This is a genomic window from Clostridioides sp. ZZV14-6009, from assembly GCF_020658095.1.
Taxonomy (GTDB): domain Bacteria; phylum Bacillota; class Clostridia; order Peptostreptococcales; family Peptostreptococcaceae; genus Clostridioides.
Map to the genome: position 1 here is coordinate 1 of NZ_JAGWDG010000042.1, position 1,248 is coordinate 1,248.

General features: G+C 26.8%; 2 protein-coding genes and 1 pseudogene. All 3 read left to right on the forward strand.

Annotated elements, in window-relative coordinates; all coding sequences use genetic code 11:
- Positions 1-205: pseudogene (locus KGF36_RS19830) on the forward strand (phage tail protein); the annotation flags it as partial.
- Between the two features lie 13 nt (positions 206-218).
- Positions 219-857, forward strand: a complete 639-nt coding sequence (locus tag KGF36_RS19835; protein WP_227830496.1) for a hypothetical protein — start codon at positions 219-221, stop codon at positions 855-857.
- Positions 858-866: 9 nt separating this feature from the next.
- Positions 867-1,079, forward strand: a complete 213-nt coding sequence (locus KGF36_RS19840) for a hypothetical protein (protein ID WP_021402023.1) — start codon at positions 867-869, stop codon at positions 1,077-1,079.
- The last annotated feature ends 169 nt before the right edge of the window (positions 1,080-1,248 follow it).

Below are 1,248 nucleotides of genomic sequence, written 5' to 3' on the forward strand. Positions count from 1 at the left end.
TGAAATGACTACTTATTCATCTAAAAAGATAACTGATTCTATTGGTAATATACAACTTGTAGATACCAGTATAAGTATTACAGATGCTAATAATAGATTTACAAGTAATAAGTTAGATGGGGTATTAGAAGAAATAATGGTAGAAATAAGTGGCCAAAGGACTAAAGGAATTACTATAGTAAATAATTTAATAGATATGATATAAGCGAGGTGAAAATATGACAACAAAGTTAACTGATAATGCTAGTTTAGAGGAACTTATGACTACATTAGAAAATGTACAAGCTGATTTTCAAACTGGTAAAAATAATATATCTAGTGCATTGGGTAGTCCTTTTATTGGAACAGATAAATTTGGTACAACTAAAACAAAAATAGAAACATTAAAAAATGTATTAGTGGAGACAATTAATTCTAAAAATGTTTCAGCAACATCATCTGAAACATTTACTAATTTGATTGAAAAAGTTAACTGGGTTTTTCAATCAATAGAAATTTTTTCTTTAAAAAATAGAATTCAGGCTACAATTGTAAACACTCCTAGCATCGTTTACAATGAAGTATCTAGTATAAAAGGCACATTAAGATTCACAGGCGAACTTCAATCGTCTAAAATGCGTGCTGATTATGCAACAGCAAAAATAGAGATACTATGTGGAAACCGAAAAGAATACTTTTATGTTACTGACAATACTCCTAGTGCATCTTCTGCTAGTCTAACATTTACAAAAGATATTATTGTTGAGAAGGGCATGGATATAAAAGTACAAATATTATTAACATCTGTAGGAGCAGGAAATTTAGATGGTTCATATGCAGCTCGTGCAGAAATAGAAGAATTAAAAATATTAAGGTAGGAATAAATTATGAAAAAACAAGTATATTATAATTCTTTAGATGAAAAAGAAAAAATAATTGATGAAAACTCTAATTTATATATTATAGAAATATATGAAACTTTAAATGAAAATTATTTAGTATTATCAAGTAGTCCAGCAGAAGACAAAGAACTTAGTTATGAAGAATTAGAAAATGAATTATTAATTATAACTAATGAATTACAGGGAGGATTATTATAATGAATATAAACAATGTTGTAGTAAGAATATTAGCAGAAAGGATATTAAACAGAGGATTAAATCCTTTGAAAAATCAAGAATTTCAACTAGATGATGTAACTAATACAGAGTATAGAAAAGCAGTAGAAGATTATATAATTAAAGAAAGTGGAGTAGTAGAAGGAAAAGA